This window comes from Chryseobacterium oryctis (assembly GCF_025971925.1).
GTDB lineage: Bacteria > Bacteroidota > Bacteroidia > Flavobacteriales > Weeksellaceae > Chryseobacterium > Chryseobacterium oryctis.
The window spans coordinates 35,080-55,389 of record NZ_JAPDHV010000011.1; the positions used below are offsets into that span (position 1 = coordinate 35,080).

At 34.3% G+C, this 20,310-nt stretch carries 14 protein-coding genes; 11 read left to right on the forward strand and 3 right to left on the reverse strand.

Features of this window, described 5'->3' with window-relative positions; genetic code table 11:
• The first annotated feature begins 39 nt into the window (after nt 1-39).
• Nucleotides 40-486 (forward strand): lipocalin family protein, encoded by a 447-nt coding sequence (locus OH806_RS16330; protein ID WP_264744752.1) that lies wholly within the window; start codon nt 40-42, stop codon nt 484-486.
• 29 nt (nt 487-515) lie between these two features.
• Here the strand turns inward: OH806_RS16330 and OH806_RS16335 are convergent, their stop codons facing one another.
• Together OH806_RS16335 and OH806_RS16340 are read right to left on the reverse strand one after the other, a co-directional pair.
• Complete coding sequence (locus OH806_RS16335) at nt 516-1,868, reverse strand: DEAD/DEAH box helicase (RefSeq protein ID WP_264744753.1); 1,353 nt, start codon at nt 1,866-1,868, stop codon at nt 516-518.
• 297 nt (nt 1,869-2,165) lie between these two features.
• The gene (locus tag OH806_RS16340) at nt 2,166-3,815 is read right to left on the reverse strand and encodes an ABC1 kinase family protein (protein WP_264744754.1); all 1,650 of its coding nucleotides are present in this window, start codon (nt 3,813-3,815) and stop codon (nt 2,166-2,168) included.
• Between the two features lie 614 nt (nt 3,816-4,429).
• Between OH806_RS16340 and OH806_RS16345 the strand changes: the two genes are divergently transcribed.
• The 6 genes from OH806_RS16345 (at nt 4,430) to OH806_RS16370 (ending at nt 14,173) form a co-directional block, all read left to right on the forward strand.
• The gene (locus OH806_RS16345; RefSeq protein ID WP_264744755.1) at nt 4,430-6,007 is read left to right on the forward strand and encodes a T9SS type A sorting domain-containing protein; all 1,578 of its coding nucleotides are present in this window, start codon (nt 4,430-4,432) and stop codon (nt 6,005-6,007) included.
• 4 nt (nt 6,008-6,011) lie between these two features.
• Nucleotides 6,012-8,837 (forward strand): hypothetical protein, encoded by a 2,826-nt coding sequence (locus OH806_RS16350; protein WP_264744756.1) that lies wholly within the window; start codon nt 6,012-6,014, stop codon nt 8,835-8,837.
• Nucleotides 8,838-8,842: 5 nt separating this feature from the next.
• Nucleotides 8,843-12,430, forward strand: a complete 3,588-nt coding sequence (locus tag OH806_RS16355; RefSeq protein WP_264744757.1) for a DUF6443 domain-containing protein — start codon at nt 8,843-8,845, stop codon at nt 12,428-12,430.
• 7 nt (nt 12,431-12,437) lie between these two features.
• Nucleotides 12,438-12,884 (forward strand): DUF4304 domain-containing protein, encoded by a 447-nt coding sequence (locus tag OH806_RS16360; RefSeq protein ID WP_264744758.1) that lies wholly within the window; start codon nt 12,438-12,440, stop codon nt 12,882-12,884.
• 166 nt (nt 12,885-13,050) lie between these two features.
• Complete coding sequence (locus OH806_RS16365) at nt 13,051-13,728, forward strand: hypothetical protein (RefSeq protein ID WP_264744759.1); 678 nt, start codon at nt 13,051-13,053, stop codon at nt 13,726-13,728.
• A gap of 1 nt (nt 13,729) precedes the next feature.
• Nucleotides 13,730-14,173 carry an Imm44 family immunity protein gene (locus tag OH806_RS16370; protein WP_264744760.1) on the forward strand — a complete coding sequence of 148 codons (444 nt, stop codon included), beginning with the start codon at nt 13,730-13,732 and terminating at the stop codon, nt 14,171-14,173.
• 87 nt (nt 14,174-14,260) lie between these two features.
• Here the strand turns inward: OH806_RS16370 and OH806_RS16375 are convergent, their stop codons facing one another.
• Nucleotides 14,261-14,629 (reverse strand): helix-turn-helix domain-containing protein, encoded by a 369-nt coding sequence (locus OH806_RS16375; protein WP_264744761.1) that lies wholly within the window; start codon nt 14,627-14,629, stop codon nt 14,261-14,263.
• A 136-nt stretch (nt 14,630-14,765) separates the two neighbouring features.
• Between OH806_RS16375 and OH806_RS16380 the strand changes: the two genes are divergently transcribed.
• The 4 genes from OH806_RS16380 to OH806_RS16395 all read left to right on the forward strand — a co-directional run bounded on the left by OH806_RS16380 (nt 14,766) and on the right by OH806_RS16395 (nt 19,841).
• A complete protein-coding gene (locus OH806_RS16380) occupies nt 14,766-17,285 on the forward strand; it encodes a CHC2 zinc finger domain-containing protein (protein WP_264744762.1) in 2,520 nt (839 codons plus the stop codon).
• Nucleotides 17,286-17,313: 28 nt separating this feature from the next.
• The gene (locus tag OH806_RS16385; RefSeq protein WP_264744763.1) at nt 17,314-18,141 is read left to right on the forward strand and encodes a tyrosine-type recombinase/integrase; all 828 of its coding nucleotides are present in this window, start codon (nt 17,314-17,316) and stop codon (nt 18,139-18,141) included.
• The gene (locus tag OH806_RS16390; RefSeq protein ID WP_264744764.1) at nt 18,138-19,022 is read left to right on the forward strand and encodes a tyrosine-type recombinase/integrase; all 885 of its coding nucleotides are present in this window, start codon (nt 18,138-18,140) and stop codon (nt 19,020-19,022) included. The genes OH806_RS16385 and OH806_RS16390 overlap by 4 nt, the downstream gene beginning before the upstream one ends.
• An 84-nt stretch (nt 19,023-19,106) precedes the next feature.
• Nucleotides 19,107-19,841 carry a hypothetical protein gene (locus tag OH806_RS16395; RefSeq protein WP_264744765.1) on the forward strand — a complete coding sequence of 245 codons (735 nt, stop codon included), beginning with the start codon at nt 19,107-19,109 and terminating at the stop codon, nt 19,839-19,841.
• The last annotated feature ends 469 nt before the right edge of the window (nt 19,842-20,310 follow it).

The following is a 20,310-nucleotide window of genomic DNA, read 5'->3' on the forward strand; positions in this document are numbered from 1 at the left end:
TTTTTGATTTCTTTGTGAAAAATAATTTATAAAAAAAACATGAAAAAAATTTTATTTCTAGCCGTAGCTGCGGCTTCAACTTTAGCCTTAGGTTCTTGTAGTAATGATGACAATGAAGATGAAACAACAATCGTAGGTACATGGAAACACTCACAGGTGAGAGTAATTTCGGGAAAAGATAATTCTACAATTTTATCAAATAATATTCTTGATGATTGTGAAAAAAAGCAAACTTCAGAATTTACAGCAGACGGTAAACTAAAATCTAACTATTATGAATTCTATAATGGTTCTTGTAATCATTATTATGATGAAACAAGTTACACTTATAACAAAACAACAAAAGTACTTGTTGTAGATGGTGTAACTACTCCAGTTAAGTCTTTAACAAAAGCCGAGTTTGTTGTAATTGATTCAAGTATGGATGGTGAAGATTATAACAATGACGGTTATGATGATATTTATGAATTACATCTTGTAAAATAAAAAAACTCCCTCAAATTGAGGGAGTTTTTTTATTTCTTTTTCTTAGACTTAGAAATTGCTTTTTGCTGAGCTCTGTTTGCTCCAAATTTCTTCGGAGCTTTTCTTTTTGAAGGTCCACCCCAGTTTTCTTTCTTGTTTTTCGCTTTCTTTTCATGGAAAGCTCCTCCTCCTTCATTCAGCTTAACCTGAACAGGATTTTTCATCGCAATATGCTCTTCTTCAGCAGCTATTTTCTTAGGATTAACTTTCACTTCTTCAGGGAAATCAACAAAAGTCAATTCTTTATCCATTAACAATTCAATATCAAGAATCAGAGGTTCTTCTTTTTTGGTTACAAATGTTATTGCATTTCCGTCTTTATCTGCTCTACCTGTTCTACCGATTCTGTGAATATACTGTTCCGGAATATCAGGAGTTTCAAAATTGATAACATGAGTAATATTTGAAATATCCAGACCTCTAGCCATGACATCTGTTGTAATCAAACCTCTTACTTCTTCATTTTCAAAGCTCTTCATCGCTTTCAATCTGTAATTTTGAGATTTATTAGAGTGAATTACATCAAACTGACCAGGGAAAAGCTCATCAATTTTAGTGAATAATAAGTCTGCATGTCTTTTATTGTTATTGAAAATTAATACTTTAGACATATCAGTATTGTTTTTCAATAAATATTCTAGTAGATTAATCTTAGTATTAAAATTCTCTACTTTATAAGCAGTTTGCTCAATTTTCTCAAGTGGAGTTCCCGACTTTGCTAGTGAAATTTCAACAGGACTTGCAAAATATTCATCCAACATTTCGTCTACGGCTTCTGTCATTGTTGCAGAAAAAAGAATATTCTGTCTCTTTTCCTTCATCATTTCAAAAATATGAGTCAACTGAGGTCTGAAACCAAGATTCAGCATTTCATCAAACTCATCAATGATTAGTTTTTGAACTTCTTTTAACGAAATTGCATTATCAATAGACAAATCCATCACTCTTCCCGGAGTTCCTATCAATATATCACACCCATTATCAAATAAAAGTTTCTGAGTATTGATATTTTTTCCACCATATACTCCGATTGCTCTTGCAGAAATATTTTCGGTTAATTTTTCTAAAATTTCGGTTACCTGAACTACCAATTCTCTTGTAGGAACCAGTACCAAAACCGTTGGATTTCCGTTTTTATTATATTTCCAGGTTTTAAGAACAGGCAAAAGATAAGCTAATGTTTTACCAGTCCCGGTTTGTGCAATCCCCATCACATCTCTTCCCGAAAGTATCGGTTTAATACTTTTTTCCTGAATAGGTGTAGGCTCGAACAATTCCAAATCTGCTAAAACATCAAGAATTTTAACCGGAAGGTCAAAATCTGCAAAAGTGAGTTTTTCCATTTTGCAAAGATAGACAATTAATTTTTTAAACTTTATTAGCTAATATGAAGGATTTCCGAAGTTTTATATATGAAATTAAGATGCTTCGACAAGCTCAGCATAACAATGTTACAAATGAATGAATTGTTAATAAAAACAGTCAGTATTCGAGATGTCATGCTGAGCTTGTCGAAGCATCTCAAACATTTTTATTTAACGAATACCTTCTATCTCTTCTAACAAGTAAGACTCTCAACAAAAAATAGTAGATTTTTCACTCCACTTCGTTCCATTCAAAATGACAGATGTTACATTGAATTACTTTCTTGTAACTCTTAACAAAATAACGACAATCAAAAAGACAGAAAAAATAAAACCCAATATAGCAACCAATGACAACTCTCCTATTCTAGGCCCTGATTCTGAAACAAAAACAATAGCTGTCGCAATGATATTTGCGCCCAAAATCATGGCTAAAATCAAATTAATAATACTTGATTTTATAAGTTGATTTGTTTTTTCAATATTCTTAATCTCACTGGAGACAGTGAATTTGTTTTCATCCAGTTTTTGTAAAACAGAACGTAGCTCTTTCGGGATTTCATCAACATTATCCGTGAAATTCATCATTCGGTCTACTCCACTTTTCAGAAGATTTTTAGGATTTATCTTTTTAGTAAATATTTTTTTAGTGTAAGGTTGCAGACTTTTTACGATATCCAGATTAGGATTAATGCTTCTTCCAACTCCTTCTATCAGGCTAATTCCTTTGAATAAAAGATAAAAATAATCGGGCATATAGAGTCTGTTTTCCTTCAAAACATCTTTCATTTTATTAATGATAACCTGAGCATTGATTTCTTTCAATGACGAACTGTGAACGAAGTTGAGAATATCTTCCACATCACTTTCAAATCTTCTTTCATCAGGAATTTCATAGCTTACTGCCATTTTTTTTAGGTTTCTAACAATTTTGTGTGAATTCTTGGCAACAAAACTTACAATAAGATTTTCAAGGATTTCTTTATCGTTTGGCGGAATTTTTCCTACTGCGCCAAAATCTATGAAAACAACTTTTCCGTCTTTTTTCACCAATATATTTCCTGCGTGAGGATCGGCATGAAAAAAGCCATAATCTAAAATCTGAGATACAAATAATCGTAATCCCACCTCTGAAACTTTTGCGGAATCTATATTATGTGCAAGAAGAGTTGATGTATCTGTTACTTTTATTCCATCAATAAACTCCATGCAAAGCACATTGTTGTTGGAAAACTCTTCATATACTTTCGGAACGTATGTTTCTTTATTGTTTTTGAAATTTCTTCTGAACTGCAAGATATTTTCTTTTTCGTTTATTAAAGAAACTTCTTCCAATAATGATTTTTCAAATGTTGAAATTGCTTGTTTAAGATTAAGTTTTTCACCTATTTCAGAATAAGATGAAATCAATTTTTCTAAATCTTTTATCAGCAGCAAATCATCTTCTATAACGGACTGAACATTGGGTTTTCTGATTTTTATAATGACAGGTGTTCCATCTAACAATATAGCTTTATACACCTGTGCAATGGAAGCAGTTGCCAAAGGAGCTTTCGGAACCTCTAAAAAATGGTCGGACACCATAATACTGAATTCGTTTTCCAGAATTTCTTCTACATTCATTTCTACAGTATCTACTTTATCCTGTAGCTTTTGCAATTCCTGAATCAGTTCGGGAGGTAGAAGGTCTTCCCTATTGCTGAAAGTTTGCCCTAATTTTACAAATGTAGGACCTAATTCTTCCAGCGCCAGTCTTATTCTTTCATACACCGTTCCTTTGGAAATAACTTCATCAGGATTTGAAGTTTCTTCTTCCTGTTTGTTTCCGCCGTTCATTCGTGCTAAAATATCTTTAAAGCCATATTTACTCAATACGGAAATTAATTTTGCAGACCTTTTCAGTTTTCTTTGCTGTTTATCAAACATATATTGTATGTATAAAAAAATGAAGTCACAAAGTAACTCCAAAAATTATTCCTATTCCGTTATTATGTATGTCTTTATCAAAATTTTATTCGCCTACGTTAATATTAAACCTGCTAAGCCTAATACTGCAATTGCCAATTAATCTTTTGAAGTGTTTATAGTTTAAACATTACCAAGATTATGCTTTCCTTAGTAAGATTTTCTTTGATAGTATTTAAAAAATATTTTTATATTCGTAGCAGATTTTAACAAAAACAAAAGCGTAAGCTATCAATTTGGGCAAAGAAAACTGCGAATCTTCTAAGGCAACCAAATTTTGATAGGCTTACGCCCGTGTATCTTATATGGCACGGGCGGAGTCTTTTTTGGTTGTCGGGTTCTTCGCAGTACCTCTTTGCCGGATTGACTTTTGCTCGTGCTTTCTGCTTTTATAAAATCCAACCCCGGTATGTAATTTTGCATCTATTGAAAATACGACATGGTTTGTCGTTATGAGATGGTAGATTTGCAGAAAAGAAACGAATTAAAGATAACGGAATAATAAAATATGTGGATTTCACTATTGCAGGAAATTAAAATAAAATATAAGTTCGCGCATTAAAAAATAATTAAATATGAAAAAAAATTACCTCAGTGCCCTCATGATGTGCACAATTTTGAGCGTCTCTGCTCAGGAAGTGGTCTGGCAGAAAGACATCAAATCCTCGACACAGGATTTTCTGAGTCAGGTTACCACAACAATCGACCAGCAATATTTGATTTCGGGAAGTTCGATACAAACTTCAAAACAACAATCTACTGAAAACAAGCAAAATAATGGCTACGATTTTCATTTGGTGAAGCTAAACCAACAGGGAGAAGAAGTTTGGGAAAAGTATTTTTCAGGTTCGAATCATGATTTTTTGTCGGCAACGGTTGCAACACAGGAAGGCGGATTTTTATTGGCAGGAACGTCTTATTCAGGGAAAGGGTTGGATAAAAAAGAGGAATCAAAAGGCGGTTCGGATATTTGGCTTGTAAGAATCAATGAATTTGGAGATGAAATGTGGCAGAAAACTATTGGTTCAAATACGGATGAAGAGGCTAAAGCTGTGGTTCAGACGACAGATTTAGGATTTTTTGTAGCCGGGTCCTTCGTCTCCGCTCAGGATTCTCAATATAAAGGCTTTGGTTCAAAAGATGTTTTAGTCATCAGACTAGATAAAAACGGAGGCATAGCCTCTCAAATTGTACTTGGCGGAAAAGGTCTGGATGAAGTAGAAAAAATGATTCCTACAAAAGACGGAGGTGTTTTGGTAGGGATATATTCGAGAAGTGGAATGAATGGGTCGAAAAAAACTGAAAATTTCGGTGAAGGCGATTATTGGATAATTAAACTCAACAAAGACGGAAAATTAGAGTGGGAGAAGAATTTCGGAGGCAAGGGAGACGACCATTTGCGCACTCTTTCTTTGACTTCAACGGGATATTTAGTGGGCGGAGAAAGCCGTTCTGAAAGGTCTGGAAACAAGACTTCAGGTCTGGAAGAAGGAACAGATATTTGGCTGATTTCCATCAATGAAAAAGGGGAAGAAATTTGGCAACAATCTTATAATTTCAAAAACAGGGATGTTTTGATGGGTATGAGTGTGATTCATTCTGCGGATGATAAGTCTTCCAAAGGTATTTTGTTGGGCGGATATACTCAGGCAGAAGGACGAATTGAGGCAGATGATGAGACGTTTTGGATGCTTTATCTAAATTCTGAAGGCAAAGAAGAATGGCGAAAACATGTAAAAGGTGAATCTAGAAAGCGTGAAGAAAGACTTTCGGACATCAAGCTGAACCGAGACGGGTCGATAATTTTGGCAGGAACAAGTGCCGAAGAGCTCGGAAAAGAGAACTGGAAGATTGTGAAATTGGGTGATAAGCAGATTGACCAGTTGATTGAAAAACAAAACATCAGGATTTACCCAAATCCAGTTTCAGATTATGCTTATGTGGAAATCGGTTTTGACCCTTCGACAGGCTCAGGACAGGTTTTTGAAGCAGAAATCAACTTATTTGATATGAGCGGAAGACAATTACAAAGCCTGAAAACCAAGAACAATGTGACCAAAATAAACACTCAGAATCTGATTCAGGGAGCTTATCTGGTGACCATCAAAACCAATGAAAATAAAACTGCTAACGCTAAATTGATTAAAAAATAGACAAATGAGAAGAATAATTACAGTACTTGGCCTGGCAGCATTTACTTCCAGCCAACATATAAAAGCCCAACAAGAGATTAACTTTGGAGATTTCTCAAAACCAGTCCCTTCTGTTTCCTCTCTTGCAACCTATGCCAATACTCCTATATCCAATGCAACAGGTATTCCCGATATTTCATTTTCTTTATTGGGGTTACCAACCTATAACAGAGGAATAAGCCTAAATGTAGGTCTCTCCTACAATCCGATGAATGTTTCTCAGTATGAACCAGCTAGTCAAACAGGGACGGGATGGTCATTATTTGCCGGAGGGGTAATTTCAAGAAGTATTATAAATGATATTGATGAAATGTACGATGATACAAGTAACGGAAACTATACTAAAAATAATTTTGATGATATTTATTACTATAGCTTGCCTGGAATTTCGGGAAAGTTCAAATTTAAAAGAGATACTACTAATAATACATTTGAACTGATTAATCTTTCCTCTAATAAATTGAAGATTGAATACATCCGTACAAGCAATACAGCAACTCTTATTCTAGAATCCTTTACAATAACCGATACAAAAGGAATAAAATATATCTTTAATGACCATAGCAAAAGTAACCAAGAGCGCAATGTTCATACCTCCGGCGGAAAGATATACAAATCTGCCTTCTTCTTAACTCAAATCAAAGATGCCAATAATACAGAACTTGCTAATTTTTCTTATCAAAAAGATATAAAATATAAAAATAACGGTGTAACATTATCTTACCAAACATGTAAACTGAAAACGATTACCTCTCCAGGATTCGGAAAAGTTGAATTTGAATATCTCTATGAGCCGTCTTATGAAAATACTATGAATGATCCCTATCAGGTTCAAAAAGTAATCCTAAAAGACAACTACAACCACGTGATTTCAGGATATGCTTTTGAGTATACTTCATACGGATATCATTATCAATCTTCCAACCCTTATAATCCCGATTACAAAAGAATCTTAGCCAAACTCAAAAAAATTGATAAGAATGGGCTTATTTCGGAAGTAACAGAATTTGAATATGGGGATTCTGTTCCGCGTCCGTCATTGGGGGTGAGTATTTATTCTTTATGTAGCAATTTATATAGCCTATATATTGAAAACAAAGTTCTAGGAATCCTAAAAAAAGTGATTACCCCTACAAAAGGAGTGATGGAATACACTTTTGAATCGAACCAAAATTACAAGAACCGAGCTGAGCCGAGCTATGTGAATTCTATAGTAAACGGAAGCAGTTTCAGTGATTCCGACGTACAATATCTTGAATCTTTCAATAATATACAATACGATACCAACCAAACAACCAATTACACATTCACAATATCAGGAAACCATACAAGAAAAATATATGTAGTGTTTGGTGTTGATGAATTATTTCCCGCTCCTCCGTATTGGGAAGCCAATACCCCAACTTATGTGGACTATATGATAAAAAGCGATGGCAACTCTATCTCTGCAACCACCTGTAGTTCTTCTTTGTATGAGAATGTAAGGGAATACGATCTTGCTCCCGGAGGTTATACATTAATGATAACGGGATCTGGAGGAAGAGGTACAGCAACCCTATATGGCATTGAGCATACTCCCCTTCCTTTCCCGAATGCAATCACAAGCTCCGGAGTAAGAGTAGCCAGCATAAAATATTACAACAGCAAGTCGGAAAATACTCCCGTAAAAATTGTTAAATATGATTACAGTAATTTCTTAGACAGCAACTCTTCATCAGGGTTTTCTTTTTCTTCGGGGCTAGATCCTAATGCTAACAGCTATATTTTGTATAAAAACGTGAAGATTTCCGAAACAGATGACAATAACGGATATGTAAAATACTACTACAAAACCCCAAATGATTATCCTAAAAACGGAAATTACTGGCCTTATTATTCATTCACCAATGGAGGATTGCTTGAAAGAAAAGAAATATATAATGCGCAAAACCAGGTTCTTGTTTCTGAGCAAAACGATTATACCTTTGAAGAGCTCCCGAATGTACAGGAATATGAGCTTCTCGGTACAGACAACCTTACCTCCAAACTATCCTGGCTCAAAAAATCATCGGTTACTTCAACCTCTTATTTTGATAATAATCAGAGTATAGAACAACAATCTGAAACCAATTTCAATGTGTATAACTTTGAAGTAGCTTCAACAAAAAAAATAGCCGATGGAAATACCATAGAGCAATTCTATACCTATCCTGAATCAGGGTATACTCACCTTTCCAACGCTCATATTATAAGTGTTCCTGTGGTAGTTGAAGAAAAAAACGACAATAAAACAGTTTCTAAAGCAGAAACAAAATATGATAATACAAGTAATACATTACCTACTTCGGTATTAGGAACCAACATAAGTGATGGCACTACAAAAACGACCATGAAGTTTGACCTGTATGACGAAAAAGGAAATATTCTTCAGTTTACCTCTTCTGTCGGCATCCCTACAGCAATTGTATACGGATACGATAAAACACAACCTATAGCAAAAATAGAAGGGGCAACCTACGCACAGGTATCTCCATATATTCAGACCATTGTGGATGCTTCCAATGCAGATGCCCAAAATCCGGCTAATGAACAGGCACTTCTTCTCGCATTGGATAACTTCAGGAAAACTCCGGAGCTGAAAGAATTTCAGATTACTACAATAAGCTATGATCCTCTCATAGGTATTACCACTTCAACTCCTCCTGATGGAATAAGGGTAATCTATAAATACAATGCCAAAAATCAGCTTGAAAAGATTGTGGATATGAATGGAGTTATCCTGAAAGAATATCAATACAACTACAAAAACTAAACACAATGAAGAAAATAATAATACTACTCAATTTGTTGGTCGTGGGCTTTATATACGCGCAAACCAACCTTACCTCTTCGGAAAATTATATATACGAAAAAAACTGCCTATCAGAAGACTGTTCTAAAAAAACCGAATCTGTACAATATTTTGACGGATTGGGAAGAGCAAAACAGAGTATCAGCATCAAAGCAACTCCTACAGGAAAAGATATTGCCCTCCCTCTGGAATATGATGAATATGGAAGACAAATCAAAAGCTACCTTCCCATTCCTCAAGCAACAACGCAAAACGGAGCTATTTACAACACTCCGATTTCCAATGCTTCATCCCAATACGGAAATGAAAAAATATATGCTGAAAAGGTATTGGAATCTTCCCCTTTAGGAAGAATTCAGCAACAAAAACAAGTAGGAAACGAATGGAGTGCGCATCCCGTTCAGTTCGGTTACAGTTCAAATACTTCCATGGATGAAGTGAAAAAATATATCGTAGTAACAAGCTGGACAGAAGGCAGAACTAATAGTGTATTAAGCCTTTCAGGAATATATCCTGCAAATTCTTTATACAAATCCTCTGTGACGGATGAAGATGGAAATACAACCTTTCAGTTCAAAAACATGAAAGGACAAACCATACTAACGAGAAAAAAAGACGGAAATCAAAATGTCGACACTTATTATGTATACAATGAGTATGGCAAGTTGGTATACTCCATTCCGCCTTTGGCTTCAAAATCAGGACTTACCGATGAAGCAACTTTAAACAATCTTTGCTATCAGTATCGATATGATGGTTGGAATCGACTGGTGGAAAAGAAAATTCCTGGTAAAGGCTGGGAATATATGGTGTATGATAAAGCTGATAGACTGATTCTATCCAGGGATGCCAATCTTGAAGCACAAGGGAAATGGCTGATGACCAAATATGATACGTTTGGAAGAGTGGTCTATACCTCAATCATTTCGGGAGGAAGCAGGGCAAATATGCAGTCTCAGGCAGGAAATTTAGTTATTGTAGAAAATAGGCATAATTCCGGATTTACTCAAGATGGAATGCAGGTGCAGTACACCAATAATTATTTTAGTTCTCTTGAAAAAATATTAGCGGTCAACTATTACGATACTTATCCTTCATACAGCTTCAATCCTTCTTTTCCTTCTTCAATAATGGGAAAAAGTATATTATCTGATAATGCCACAACTAATGCAGTAAGCACCAAAAGTCTTCCTGTGATGAGCCTGATAAAAAACATTGAAGATGATAACTGGACGAAAAGCTACAATTATTATGATGAAAAAGGAAGAGTGATAGGCACATATTCCATCAATCATTTGGGAGGATACACCAAAACAGAATCTGAGCTCGATTTTTCAGGCTTGGCAAAACTAACTAAAGTATTTCATAAAAGATTAAATACAGATACGGAGAAGGTCATCACCCAGACTTTTACCTATGACAACCAGAACAGATTATTGACACATACCCATCAAATAGACAATAATCCGGTGGAGTATTTAGCTCAAAATGAGTATAACGAGCTTTCTCAGCTGAAAAATAAAAAAGTCGGCGGTACAAACCCCGCTTCTCCGCTTCAAAGTATAGATTATACTTACAACATCCGAGGATGGCTCACCAAAATCAACGATCCTTCAAACCTGAACGGAAAACTTTTCGGGTATGAAATGCGATACACCAACCCTGTGAATACCAATATCGCTTCAGGTAAGTTTGTAGGGAACATCTCAGAAATTGACTGGAAAAATGCTAATGAAGATGTACTGAAAAGATACAACTATGCTTATGACGGACTAAACAGACTGCAGGACGCTATTTATTCTGAACCCAATTCTACCACTCCGTTTAATAATAATTTCAATGAAAATCTGACGTATGATATCAACGGAAACATCGCAACTCTGAAAAGAAATGCATTCCCTATTTATGGTACAACATCTACTTTGGTTGATGATTTGGTGTATCAATACTCAGGAAACACGCTAACCAAGGTCATTGAAAACTCTTTGAACGACACAGGATATGAAGGCGGAAACAATATCATTTCCTATGATGATAACGGAAATATGAAAGATATGCTTGATAAAGGTATCCAATCTATCAATTACAATTTCCTGAATCTTGCTAATCAGTTGGCCATCACTCAGGTAAATCCTATTGGATTGACTTCCTCTTCCAATATCAACTATCTGTATCGTGCTGACGGAACAAAACTCCGTAAAACCTATACCAACACACCTCCAAGAGGAACGCCTAATACCACAATGACGGATTATCTGGATGGTTTTCAGTATGAATATGTGGAAGATGGCGCAATATGTATAACCTGCAGAACGGAAACAGCCTTCGAACAACAGGCATACAGCTCCCGTATTGCATTTCCGGGAACAGGAACCCCGGAATGGAAACTCGATTTTGTAGCCACTGCAGAAGGATTTTACAGTTTTAAAGAAAATCGTTATATTTACCAGTACAAAGACCACTTGGGAAATGCAAGGGTAAGTTTTGCAAAAAACAGCGAAGGCGTTCTTGAAATTATAAGCACCAACAATTATTATCCTTTCGGGCTAAATCATATTGGAGGTTCTAACTCCTCTTCCTTTGGGAGTTTTCATTCCTATAAATACAATGGAAAAGAGTTGCAAGAAACAGGCTTCCTAGACTACGGTTGGAGACAATATATGCCCGACCTGGGAAGATGGAACGGTACTGACCAATTGGCGGAAATGTATGATTCTTTCAGTCCGTATGCCTATGTGATGAATAATCCTATTTCTTTCATTGACCCTGATGGTAGAAAAATTGTAGAAACGAATGAAGGTTGGACATTCACTGGAGAACATATTAACTCAGTAATGAGTTATTTACAAGGAGGAGGTGGCGTAAAGCATTTATCAGAATCATTAGATGCGTGGGGACAATCTAATAGCGGTGTTGGCGGTGATGCTTTTGCAGGATTTTGGAATGCATTCAATGGAATTGATGTAAATATCCCTGAAGTTGTAATGACTGGAAAAAGAGGATATGCTTCATATAATAGAGCTGTTTTCGAAAGTGGTATTCTGGGAGCTTTACAAAACTGGAACATAGATCAAGCATATAGTACTTGGCAAACAGCCATTAATGAAACAAAGATTGGAAAATCTATAGGAAATCTTGAAACATTTCTATTTATGGATATTCCGATGTCATTTGCAGGCGAAGGTTTATTTGCTGCAGGTTGGAAATCGATTGGTGCAGGGAAATATTTATCCGGAGTGGTGAATAATGTTTATGCAAGAATTTCTCCGAGAATATTCCCTCAAGTTTATACAAAGTCTTCTCTTGCGCTTGGCAGACAGATGCATAAGGCTTATAAAGTAGGTCTGGCTGACGGAATAAATACATTTAAAGAATTTAATAAAGTACCTGGAATCAGACCTGATTTTGTAGATTTTAGTACAAAAACAATTTATGAACTTAAACCTTATAACCCTAAACAAATTCAATTAGGAACACAACAGTTATTAAAATATAAAAATGCATTTGAAGCACAATATGGAGGGACATGGAATACGGTTTTAGATTTTTATTAAAAAGAAAATGGAAAAAAAAGAATTAATTAATATAATAAGCAATGTTCTTAGTCCAATAGGATTTAAAAGAAAAGGAAATAGTTGGGTGTTTAATGATAGTTCAATTAATAAAATAGTTAATCTACAAAAGTCTCAGTTTGGAAATTACTACTATATAAATTATGGATATATCTTAAATGCAATTCCGCTAAACGATATGATGCATATATATAATAGAGTAACTTCTATAAATATTGATGAAAGAGAAGAAATTAATTTATTATTGAATCTTGAAAGTAATATATCTGATAAAGAGAGAGAAGATGGATTGAAGAAAGTACTTCAAAAAGAACTTGTTGATAAAATTCAATCAATTAATATAGAAGATGATTTGCTTGAAGAATTGAGAAATCGCCCTCATTTGAATGATATTCCTTTAGTAGTTAAACAGTATTTTCAATTACCTGTAGTTTAAAATTAATATGACAAAAAAGGTAGATTTAATAACCCACGCTCCCGCACGATTTTATCGTGTGGCGGATAAACAAAAGAGGCTGTCTCAAAAGGTAAATTAATGCTCTGCTCACGGTACAACTTGGTACAATACAGGTGCCGGATTTACCAATACTTGGGGAAACTCTATGGATTATGACGGAAACTCCATCAACTGGAGTGCTGATTATACTAACAATTTATTAGCTAGTATCGGACAGGGACCTGCTCTAAGCTTTTCACAATATACCGGTGGGGGATATTCTATTAATAATAATACTTTGTGGTGGTGGACGAATCCAACAGTAGCAAATCAAGCCGGTACTGGGAAGATACTGAAATTTACCCATCAAGTTCCAGAAAATAATAATAGCGGATGGGAGCAATCTGTATTAGGTTTTATAACCGCGGATGTAATGATAGTAGAACCATCAGATGCAGCTTGGCCAAAATGGGTTGGATATGGAATTTTGGGAACAGCTGCTGGAATTTCTCTTTACCTTAAAATGGAAAGAGAAATAGATGGTATTGAAAAACGAGATCTCAAACCTCAAGGTGTTTTATATCAGTTAGAAGCAACAAGAAGTGGTTTTTATCCTAATGTAAGAGGAGGCACAACCTACTTAAATGCAGGTGATGTATGGAAATATGGAGAAACAACGACAAATAATCGATATTCAGAAGCTGATTTAACGAGAAAAGGATTGGTTATGAATCCAATATTTTATGGCAATCAATCCACTATAAAAATACAGGAAAAAATAATGATTTACGGATACTTTTTTGCTCACGGAACCCTTCCTCCAGGAAATAAAATATTTAGATAAAATGAATTTTGGATTAGCAATAACAATAAGTCGAGAAATTACAAATACAAATATCATTACAGAATTGTCTGATGATATGGAGAGGTATTTAAAAAATAAGAACTATGGTAATGATATTAAAGAAGTCGTTATTGGAATTATATGTGTTAGTCAAGGGTTTGAACAATTTTATAAACCTAAAAAAGCTAGATATACAAAAGATAAAAAAATTATAAAGAGTGAAGGCTTTGAATATGAAATAGAAAAATGTTTAGAATATTCTATAAAATTAGATTTTGAGGAATTTCAAAGTTCCTCAGAAGAAGAGCGAAAAAAAATCATCTCCAGAGAAATCTTATTATCCTTAGATACATTAGAAAGTATAAAAAAGAAGATAAAAGATTTTAATTGGGAACAATTTAAACAAGATTTAGAAAACTATTTTAATGAGAAAGGCTTGTTATAAGCCTTTCCAACCCCTCCCGCTCCGCAAAGTCTCCCGACTTTGAGCGGATAACAATAAAAAGCCACTGCAATTGCAGTGGTTTTTGTTTTATAAAGTTGCTACATTTTTATTAAAGAAGTCTTTAAATTTTTTCTTTGTAAGCATGGTTTCTACAATCTTAAAAACGGTCGTTCTATCCTCTTCGTCTAATTGTTGAATAAGTTGCATTTGTTCAATGGTATTTTTATCTTCAAAAGTTATCTCATTAGGAATCTCCCCTTCGAAATTTACTAAATCATCAATAGACATATTAAAAAACTTGGCGATTTTACTAATGGCTTCAATTGATAAATCTCTGTCGCCAGTTTCTACACGAGAATAATTAGAACGATGCATTGCAATTAAATCAGCAATCGCTTGTTGCGTTAATCCCTTTTCTTCTCTTATCTTCTTTATGTTTTTACCAATGTGTTGCATGTCTTGAACTTTACACGAAGTTATCTAAAAAGCACAAATCACACAATATGTATAATTTTGATAAAAATAATGTTGTTAATTTGATACTTTTATTTTACTTTTGTGTTGTATCAAAATAACACAATATAAATATTCTATGGAAATCTCCGCAATCAAAGAACGATTAAGTTTATCTGAAGTATTGAAGTATTACCACCTTGAGCCTAAAAACTCTATGCTTCATTGCTTCTATCACGAAGACAGAACAGCAAGTCTGCAGGTAAATCTTGAAAAGAACTTTTACAAATGTCATTCTTGCGGAAAATCGGGAGATGTTATCCAATTTATAGAAGATTATGAGACTTCGACAGGCTCAGTCTTATCAAAACATGAAGCGATAAAAAAGGCTGAAAGCCTTTTAATAAATAACGGAAAATTAATAATTAAAAATACTAGAGGTACTGCGGAGAACCTTGGGCAGACTGATTTCTCAGGAGAAAGGTCTGCCCTTTTTTTAGAAAATATGTTTGGGTATTTTAGAAAAGCCCTCTACTGCTCCACTCCTGCAAAACAATATATTGAGAAAAGAAATTTGGATAACTCAATTTTAGAGATTGGTTACAACTCGGGTCAGTTCCATCACGGAGAACGGAAAAGTGAAGAATTAATCAATAATGCCATAGAAGTAGGATTATTATTAGATAAAGGACTCATCAACAACAGAACGAAGGAAAAAGCCTATCAGGTTTTTGGAAACAAATGCATTGTTTTTCCGCTGAAAAATAAATCCGGAGAAATCGTAAGCTTTTATTTTAGGTCGATAATCGACAATAATAATTCTAAACATTATTATCTGAAAAACCGCAGAGGAATTTATCCAGGATATCCAAATAAAGATACTAAGAAACTCATTCTTACAGAAGCAATAATCGATTGTGCAAGTTTACTTCAGATAAAAGAAATTATCCAAAAAGGCTGTCACACTGAGCTTGTCGAAGTGATAAGCTGTTTTGGAACCAATGGATTAAACGAAGAGATTTTACAGGCGATAAAAAACTGGTGTCATTCTGAGCAAAGCGAAGAATCTAAAGAAATAATCTTTTGTTTTGATAATGACAAAGCAGGAAAAGAAGCAGTTAAGAAATATGCAGAACTTTTGAAACAAGAATGTAGCAATATCACACTGAGCGTAGTCGAAGTGCCCAATAAAGATGTAAACGAAACCTTGCAATTACACGATGAAACAATATTTACAGAATTATTAGAAAAGCGGAAATTTTTATTTTCATCTGAAATCGACAAAGGAGATTCGCTGACTTTAGGGAGGCAATTCGAGAGCCTCGACACGCAATTAAAATCTGCTGAATCTGCAAAATCAGCGGGATTCTTCGACTACGCTCAGAATGACAAACATTCTGTCATTCTGAATGAAGCGAAGCGAAATGAAGAATCTACAAAAGAAACTCAATGGCAGTCCGCCACGGAGTTTCTACAACAAAAAGATTTATTAAAATCCTTAAACCAACTCATCGAACAAGCAGGAATAATTGGGGAGGAAAACAGCAGACTGCTTTTATTCTTAATTACAATAAGTTATTTAAACAAAAGTCCGTTACACGGAATTGTACAAGGTTCAAGCGGAAGCGGAAAAACCCATATAATAAGCAGGATTGCTGATTTAATGCCACAAGAAGATGTACTCCGATTTACGAGAATCACGGAATCTAGTTTATACAATTGGGGAGAATTTGATTTATTCCAAAAGATCATCATCATCGAAGATTTAGACGGTTTAAAGGAAGATGCACTCTATGCACTCAGAGAATTTATATCGAATCAAGTATTAAGAAGTTCGGTAACCATAAAAGATAAAAAAGGAAATAACAAATCATCTCATAAGATTGTGAAAGGTCAGTTTAGTTCTTTATCAGCCACAACAAAAGGCGAAACTTATGAGGACAATATGAACCGAAGTTTTATCATCGCTATTAATGAAAGTGAAGAACAAACCGAGAAAATTATCAGCTATCAAAACAAGCGAGTTGCAGGAATTATCGATAAAAACGGAGAACAGAAAGCCATTAGTTTTATACAAAAGATAGTTAGAAATCTAAAGCATTATGAAGTGATAAATCCTTATGCAACGCAAATACAATTGCCCAATAATGTAAAAAATAAGAGACGTTTAAACGAAATGTTTCAATCCATTATTAAGCAAATCACCATCCTGCACCAATACCAAAGAGAAACGAAAGATAATTTTTTAATCACAGAAATTGAAGATATAGAAAATGCAGTTGAGATATTATTCGAGAGCATTATTTTAAAAATTGATGAGCTAGACGGAAGTTTACGACAGTTCTTTGAGAAACTTAAAAAGCATTTTGGAGAAAAAAACCGTCAGAACGATACACTCTTTACGAGGTTTGATGCCATGGAAATTACAGGATTTAAGAAAAGTCAGTTACAAGTTTATCTCAATGATTTGGTACGATTAGAATATTTAAAACAAATAGGTTTTGCCAACAGAGGATTTAAGTATAAAATATCTTATAATGATAATATTCAGAAAGTTAGAAAAGGTTTGAAAGAAGAATTTGCAAAGCAGATAAAACAATTAAAATCGGAAACCAGCGGAAGCCAGACGGAAGCCAATCGGAAACCAAACCATTATTAAACACTGATGAATAAAGAAAAGTTATTTAGTGTCCGAAAAAATCCAAAATAATGCAAAAGCAAAACAGTCGTATATGGAAAACTTCAGAAGATATTTAGAACTTAGGAACTATCAGAAAAAGAATGTCAAGAGAATAGTAGCCATAGCCAAAGAATACGAAGAATACAGAGAAAAAGGAAACCTTCCCAAAGAATACATTAGTTATCTGAAACTAAGAAAAAACAAAAATAATCCCGAAAAACTATTGAGCAACGGAACGATAAACAATTATTTAACAGCCCTGAAACTATACAGAAATTACAGAAAAAATATTAAACGGAAAGAAACAGATATCCTCTTCTGCAAAAGTCTTAAAACCTATATACCGAAAATAGAAATAGTAAGTCCGGAAGAAATACAAAGTCTGTTTGAAGCCACCCTAAACACTAGAGACAAAGCCGTTTTATGTTGCTTATATTATCTGGGATTAAGAGCCGGTGAAGCGGCAGAATTATTATTGGAAGACGTTGATTTAGAAAACCAAAAAGTATTGGTAAGAAAATCCAAAACAGGCTATCAGAGAGAAATCCCGATACATAGCAAAGCGTTAGAAATTTTTGAAGAATATGTAAAAGAAAGAATCCCTAAAGGAGAATGTTTTTTACAGGGATTAAAAGGGAATTTAACGCCTTCAGGAATAGAATTTATCATCGAAAAGATTGCAGAAAAAAGCAAGATTAAAAAGAGAATATATCCTCATTTACTAAGACACAGCATTGCAACACATCTTCTTAAAAACGGAATGGAACTTAAAAAAGTAAGTACATTTTTAGGACACAGAAGTTTAGAAAGCACACAGAGATATACACATTTATGAAAGAGTTTTTACACTATTTAAAAGAACATTATCACTATGCAGAAAGAACAGTTACAGAAAAAGAAAATCATATTTTATTATGGAAAAGCAAATGTTCCCGAAAACAGAATTTTGATACCGTAACAACACAAGAATTATTAAATATAATAGAATTATTACAGAAAAAATACTCCCTGAATACCATCAACAATCACATCAAAACCGTAGAACAATACTTTGATTATCTGCAATTGAAAGGAAAAAGGAAAGACCACCCATTAAAAAACTTTAGAATAAAAACACCAAAAAGACCATTAATTACAGGATTTTTAACAGAAGATGAGCTAAACGAAATTTACACAAGATTTACAAATAGAAAATACCAAATACAAAAGTTCGACATCTACGGAAAAAGAGATAAAATCATTCTGGGATTAATCATTTATCAGGCTTTAAGTTCAGGATGTTTACGAGAATTAGAACTCAAAAATATTGATTTGGAAAAAGGACTCATCAGAGTCCCAAAAGCCACAGAAAACAGATTCAATGAGAGAATTTTACCCTTAGAAGCTTCACAGATTTTAGACATCTATCATTACATAAAACAAACAAGACCCCAATTGGTAAAACTCTTGAAAACAAACACAGAAACTGAAAAACTTTTCGTCACAGACAGAAATACCAAATTTAGTAATATCACCACCGAAATCAGAAAAAAAATAGAAATCCAAAATTTACAGCAAATCAGAAACAGCAGAATCAATCTCTGGCTAAAACAATATAATTTAAGAGAAGTACAATACAAAGCAGGATTTAAATGTATTCGAAGTCTTGAATATTTTAATCAATCAGAACTCGAAAACCTGAAACAGGAGCTGGAAAAGTTTTTATTCATTAAGTAAAAGAATCACAAACCATAATAAACCAATACCATCCTATACAATAAAAAATTATATTTGTATTAATAATCATTAAAAACACATATTATGGCAAGTACCTCAGAAACAGGGCACGCAAAGAATATTGCAAATCTGCAAGACCTTATCTCTTTTTGCAAAGGATATGCAGACCAATACAATCCTGTAAAAGAATCTCTTAAAATTGATAGTTTAGAAACCCTTTATCAAGATGCATTGCAAAAGCTCACCGAAACCCAAAACAAAAAAACATTATTTGATAATGCTACAGACGACCGCATAAATGCTTTTAAAGACCTTAATCCTTTAGCTACCAAAATAATCAACTCATTGGCTGTATCAGGGGTCAGCAAACTTACGGTAGACAATGCAAAAGGATTCAACAAAAAACTACAGGGTAAAAGTGCAAAATCTACAGAAATACAAACAATAGCTAAAGACGGAGAACCTACCCCAAAAACAATATCCACATCACAACAAAGCTATGACAGCAAAATTGCACACTTCTCCAATATGCTGCAAGTCCTTACCGAAAGTCAAGAATACAACCCCAATGAAGAAGAATTGAAAACAACAGCTCTACAAAATAAGCTTACCGATTTACAAGCGAAAAATACAGCACTTATTAATGCATATACCGATTATTCCAATGCTAAAATAAAAAGAGACCAAAAACTTTACGACCCGTTAATAGGATTAGTACAAACCGCACAGGAAGTAAAATTATATGTAAAATCCGTGTTTGGAGCAACCAGTCCGCAGTACAAACAAGTATCGGGGCTGCAATTTACTAGAGCAAAATAAAATTAGTATTCTGCCATCCCGATTTAAGATATTCCTATCCCGATTCAGAATATTACAATCCTGGTTCAAAATATTAGGCTTCGGGATTAGGATATTAGCATCCCGATTTAAGATGTTCCTATGCTGATTAAAGATATTAGCATCCCGATTCAGGATATTAACAATATCATTGAGGAAGTTAGCATTCTTGTTAAAGATGTTGGCTTCCTTTTTTTATATTCTCCTTTCTCCAACTCCACAGCAAATTACATAATCGAAATTATACGCACATCCAACGCAAAAACGTTGTTCTCCACTCCGCCATCCTGAGCGAAGTCGAAGGGCTTCGCTACGCACAAAATCCCTCAGTGCCTATAATTTGAGATTATGTAAAATGCTTTCCTACACTCCGTGGAAACCACTCCGCTTCCCTCCCTCTGCGTTTTTCCATTGAAAGCCTGTCCTGAGCGGAGTCGAAGGAGTAGCCCTT

Bases quoted from the DNA above. Each gene is read 5' to 3' on its own strand.
- OH806_RS16330 (WP_264744752.1), top strand. From the start codon at position 40: ATGAAAAAAATTTTATTTCTAGCCGTAGCTGCGGCTTCAACTTTAGCC.
- OH806_RS16335 (WP_264744753.1), bottom strand. From the start codon at position 1,868: ATGGAAAAACTCACTTTTGCAGATTTTGACCTTCCGGTTAAAATTCTT.
- OH806_RS16340 (WP_264744754.1), bottom strand. From the start codon at position 3,815: ATGTTTGATAAACAGCAAAGAAAACTGAAAAGGTCTGCAAAATTAATT.
- OH806_RS16345 (WP_264744755.1), top strand. From the start codon at position 4,430: ATGAAAAAAAATTACCTCAGTGCCCTCATGATGTGCACAATTTTGAGC.
- OH806_RS16350 (WP_264744756.1), top strand. From the start codon at position 6,012: ATGAGAAGAATAATTACAGTACTTGGCCTGGCAGCATTTACTTCCAGC.
- OH806_RS16355 (WP_264744757.1), top strand. From the start codon at position 8,843: ATGAAGAAAATAATAATACTACTCAATTTGTTGGTCGTGGGCTTTATA.
- OH806_RS16360 (WP_264744758.1), top strand. From the start codon at position 12,438: ATGGAAAAAAAAGAATTAATTAATATAATAAGCAATGTTCTTAGTCCA.
- OH806_RS16365 (WP_264744759.1), top strand. From the start codon at position 13,051: ATGGATTATGACGGAAACTCCATCAACTGGAGTGCTGATTATACTAAC.
- OH806_RS16370 (WP_264744760.1), top strand. From the start codon at position 13,730: ATGAATTTTGGATTAGCAATAACAATAAGTCGAGAAATTACAAATACA.
- OH806_RS16375 (WP_264744761.1), bottom strand. From the start codon at position 14,629: ATGCAACACATTGGTAAAAACATAAAGAAGATAAGAGAAGAAAAGGGA.
- OH806_RS16380 (WP_264744762.1), top strand. From the start codon at position 14,766: ATGGAAATCTCCGCAATCAAAGAACGATTAAGTTTATCTGAAGTATTG.
- OH806_RS16390 (WP_264744764.1), top strand. From the start codon at position 18,138: ATGAAAGAGTTTTTACACTATTTAAAAGAACATTATCACTATGCAGAA.
- OH806_RS16395 (WP_264744765.1), top strand. From the start codon at position 19,107: ATGGCAAGTACCTCAGAAACAGGGCACGCAAAGAATATTGCAAATCTG.